This window comes from Carboxylicivirga fragile (genome assembly GCF_050589805.1).
GTDB lineage: Bacteria > Bacteroidota > Bacteroidia > Bacteroidales > Marinilabiliaceae > Carboxylicivirga > Carboxylicivirga fragile.
Genome location: NZ_JBNGOY010000101.1, coordinates 1 through 4,275, shown reverse-complemented (window position 1 = coordinate 4,275; position 4,275 = coordinate 1). Strand labels below are relative to the sequence as shown.

Annotated in this window: 6 protein-coding genes; all 6 read right to left on the bottom strand. The window is 29.8% G+C overall.

The window, feature by feature from the left end; all coding sequences use genetic code 11:
- Nucleotides 1-358 (bottom strand): efflux RND transporter periplasmic adaptor subunit (locus ACRD7B_RS22585; protein WP_430826940.1); only part of this gene is annotated, 358 nt, incomplete at its 3' end.
- Nucleotides 359-502: 144 nt separating this feature from the next.
- Nucleotides 503-1,414, bottom strand: a complete 912-nt coding sequence (locus ACRD7B_RS22580; protein ID WP_430826939.1) for a peptidase associated/transthyretin-like domain-containing protein — start codon at nt 1,412-1,414, stop codon at nt 503-505.
- Nucleotides 1,398-2,012, bottom strand: coding sequence for a hypothetical protein (locus tag ACRD7B_RS22575; RefSeq protein ID WP_430826938.1), 615 nt, complete (start codon nt 2,010-2,012; stop codon nt 1,398-1,400). The genes ACRD7B_RS22580 and ACRD7B_RS22575 overlap by 17 nt, the downstream gene beginning before the upstream one ends.
- On the bottom strand, nt 2,000-3,121 hold the full coding sequence (locus ACRD7B_RS22570; protein WP_430826937.1) for a DUF4934 domain-containing protein: 1,122 nt from the start codon (nt 3,119-3,121) through the stop codon (nt 2,000-2,002). Before ACRD7B_RS22570 ends, ACRD7B_RS22575 begins: the two co-directional genes overlap by 13 nt.
- 147 nt (nt 3,122-3,268) lie before the next feature.
- The gene (locus tag ACRD7B_RS22565; RefSeq protein ID WP_430826936.1) at nt 3,269-3,562 is read right to left on the bottom strand and encodes a hypothetical protein; all 294 of its coding nucleotides are present in this window, start codon (nt 3,560-3,562) and stop codon (nt 3,269-3,271) included.
- Nucleotides 3,563-3,595: 33 nt separating this feature from the next.
- Nucleotides 3,596-3,859, bottom strand: coding sequence for a hypothetical protein (locus ACRD7B_RS22560; protein WP_430826935.1), 264 nt, complete (start codon nt 3,857-3,859; stop codon nt 3,596-3,598).
- Nucleotides 3,860-4,275: the final 416 nt, after the last annotated feature.

Sequence of the window (4,275 nt, the reverse complement as noted above, 5' to 3'; positions counted from 1 at the left end):
TACGTGCTTTCTCGAACTGATCCCTACAGTCTCTTAATGTTTTTTTATATTGAAAGGACTCAACCTGAGCCAGCACTTGGCCTTTCTTCACACGCTGTCCATTATTGACTTTTAGGTCAATAATTTGTTCTTGTACTTTAAAAGGAATAAGCGCCTTCTCCTTTGCAGAGAGCTGACCATTACTATGAAGTTCTTGTGTGAATAGATTCGTTTGCACTAACTTCACAATTACCTCAGTCGTTCTTTTCTCTACATACAATTTCTTAGCATCATTCGAATCATTCTTTCCTGAAGTACTACAGCTAATAAAAAAAGCCGTAATACCTACCAAACCTCCAACAATAAATAAATGCTTCATGATTGTGTTATTTTGTGACTTCAACACTTATGTTAGATTTTTTAATTTGTTTGTTTAATAAGTGTGTTATTGTCGAGTGAAACTTTACAGAAGTGAAACAAATAATAAAAATGATTATTTTTATTATATAACATGGTTAGTGCACTATTTAAGAACCTCTATAACAAATGCTGGTATATAATTATCAACCCCTTTTACATCTATATAACAAAGTTTATTGTACTCTTTCACAATCCATTTAATATTTTGCATTCGCTTTTTATCATAAACTGCAAATACTGAACTATACCATTCTCCATTTTTATCATTCCATACATAACTCGGCCCCATCTCAATAGGTGTTAAAATCATAAGAAAATCTTGTTCTGGTAATACAATATCATTGTCGAGTACATTAAAAGTATTCCAACCTCTTTTATTGGCCTTGATTACAATTTGAGATGTACTAAAGTATTTGAGATTTTTGCTAAAAATATATTTATTAGGGCTCATCTTTTCCATTGGTTTTAAAAAATGAACTAGAAACTCACCTCCTAAAGGACCGATGTCAGCAACAAAAAAGGAAATAGATTTTACCAAACTATTTCTAGTTTTTTTATTGCCCCTAACATAAAGCCCATGACTAAATCCGGCATTCTTAAACGGAAAACCAATTTTATTATCGTTTTTTGTCTTTATTGGTAAACTTTTAGAGCCAATATGATATTTATCTAATTTACTGCCATGTACCTTAACTTCTCCTAACTCATACCTTTTTTTACATAAAGAGATAGAAACGTAAGAATTATTTCCAATTGTTACGATTGTATCACGAAAACCCAATGCTGAAATATATAATGAAACAATATTTTCATTTATTGTGATGGAGAAGTTCCTAGAAGCATTAGTAGTTGTTCCAGCCTTGTTCTCTGATATATCAAGAATCGCAGCATATTTAATAGGCAAATTTTCTTCTGAATTCCAAATCCGGCCACTAATTTCTCTGGTCTGAGTATAGGCCCAGATGCAATTAAATAGTAATCCAATAATTAGTATGTGTTTAATTCTTGAATTCATTTGATAACTTTAAATAAGTGTGAAATGTACGATTGTGAGTCTTCGACATACAAGACAAGAACATTATATTATTCATTGTATTGAAATATGAGAATATTGGAGAGTTACTCAAGTGCCCCATTGTGTAGAGCTCTTCAGACGTATGAAATAAGTTTTTCCAGCCGTATAACTTCCTATCCCTGAACACATATTGCTTCTTAAATCCAGACATTATTATAACTATGTTTTCTTTACCAAACATGTCTGCTAATATTTCTAAATTTTCGAATTCTTTATCTATGCATATTGAACACATTTCAGCATCAAAGAATACAACATGCTTATTGTATAAGTCAATATTAAAAAGAAAATATTTTTCTCCTTCTCGCGAAGTTAGATTAATATTTTCAATTCCTTTACTATGTATAATAGCATTGATCTCTTGAATAGCGAACTGCTCTTCTAGTATACTAAAATTAATTTTATTTTTTTGCGAAAGTTCGTTATTTGAATTAGTTAAGCTATCAATTTTATTTTTGTTGTATAAAATTACGATTGCAAGTGCAGTAATAGTAAGAAAAGATATTACTTGAAAAGTTCTAACGTTTAAATTTCGCATAACAAAAGAGCTGGATTATTATTTTCTAAACAATTCTCTAGATGATTTCTTAATTTGTTTTCAATTAATAGGTTAGGGAGAATTTCGCTAATCTCTTCTGGGTATATAAGGAAGACACTCTTATTCTTATAAGTACCAATTGGCATGCCTATTGAATTTCCCTTTTCATCTAAAACAAACTCTGAAATATTTTGCGATATATTTTTCTCTAAATTATGATATACAAAATGTTTGTTACTTGGGTTGTTGAAGATATAGCAAAAGGATATATAATTGCTTGCATCGATAAAATTATGTATCCAGGTTGCGCATTCTTTAATTGCAAAAATTTCCTCAAATTTATTTGCTTCATCGTATATCCAATATTCTTCTGGAATGTTATACTCACCAAAACTAATTGAATATTTTTCTTTAACTTTCTTACCAGAAAACATAAATATCTTGTTTAGATATCCAGCTGAGGCATAATACAAAGAATCTACATTTTTTGTAATAGTATTAGGATAAGATAGTTCTATTGTCGCAGAATGATTTGGCAAGTTAAAAGAACTTTGATTTAGGTTTTCAATGTTTAGTAATTGGACTCCTTCATAGAAGCCTTCTTTAGTATTCTTTTCAGATAATATCAACATTTCTTCTTCTAACAGCTCAATGTTCATTAAGTACTCATTATATCGTATCCTTTTTATATGTTTAAAATCAGGAAAATTGTAAATATTAAAGCCGATTCCTCTTTCATATAAATAGATTAGTTGATTGTCCTCATCAAAAGTAAAAGCATCGAGATTTAGGTATTCACCGGGACCTTTCCCTCTTTTTTTTAGTTGATATGTATTGTTATTTAACGTATTTATTACTGTTATTGATTTGGTTTGAAATTGGTCTTGTAGAAAAATATATGATCCATAAGATTTAATAAAGTCAATATTGCCAAAAAACAAACTATCTGAGCATTTGATCTCTTTAACATCAATATCACTAAAAAGATCGGTTAATAGTACTTTTTTAGAAACGTCAGGATCAATTTCAATATCCACCTTACCAATGGATGTATGTGGCTTGCAACTTACTAATGCAATAGTGAAGATTATATAAATGTATTTTATCATTATAAGTCTAATTTTATCTTTGATTTAATAAGTCGATTATTAACAATGTGGATTATAAGGTTTGATCTAAATTAATATCCAAGAATTAAAGGAAGCTTCTACAAAATAACTTATTAAAAAGATAATTGAAGAAGCTGCCTTTGGTAATTATAGATTATAGTCTGAACGAATAACGGAACAAGTATGGTTACATGCCTTTTTACAACCTCTAGCTAGAAATCTTTCTTTTGCATGTAAAGCGACAGCCAAATCACCATTAATCGTAACTGAGATTGCACAATCTCCACCACCACCTTGGCTATTATCATCAACTTCTGTAATAATATCATGGCCTGATGCATTTGCATTTCCGCCAAGTGATAATCCAATGACAAATAAAATTGAAAGATAAATTGCTATTTTTTTCATAATCATTTTTTTATTATTGATATCATCCTTCATTGGCGATGATTTCTTCCATTTTATTAAGAGTTTTTAAAGTCCAATATTAACATCTACTTTTTGAACCGTGCAAACAAAGGCATCATTATATTTACATCCTCGTGCTAAAAAACGGTTCTTAGCACAGCTAACAACACACATCCCGTCGTCGCAGGTTGTTGTTCTTACACACCCACCTCCGCCTTGGCTATTATCATCAACTTCTGTAATAATATCATGCCCTGATGCATTTGCATTTCCGCCAAGTGATAATCCAATGACAAATAAAATTGAAAGATAAATTGCTATTTTTTTCATTTTAATTTTTTTAATGTTTTAGTATTTCTTTTTTTTCAAAAATCACATTACAAATTCCTAGAATAGTAATATCAAAATATAAATTGCTTTAATATCTTTGTCACTATACCTCCTTTCTTTTTTAAGGATGTGTTAAGGCAGTTCTAATGTTGTGCTCAAACAAAAGTTAGAGCTGCCATTTTTAATAAAAAATGTATGTTAGTTTAGAGCATGCAGAAATAGCATACCTACAGAACTGAAGGTTCCGTTATTCTTTTCTCAATTTCAAGTTTCGTTGCTTATAGATACAACTATGTTGAGTTCTTTCGGAGGGCTTAGGTTAGGTTGAAAGAAATCAGAATTTCCCAATTCTTATTACAAGAATAGTTAATTATTGTTTACTATCCAAAAGTTAAAAAGAGTATAAATCTTGAATT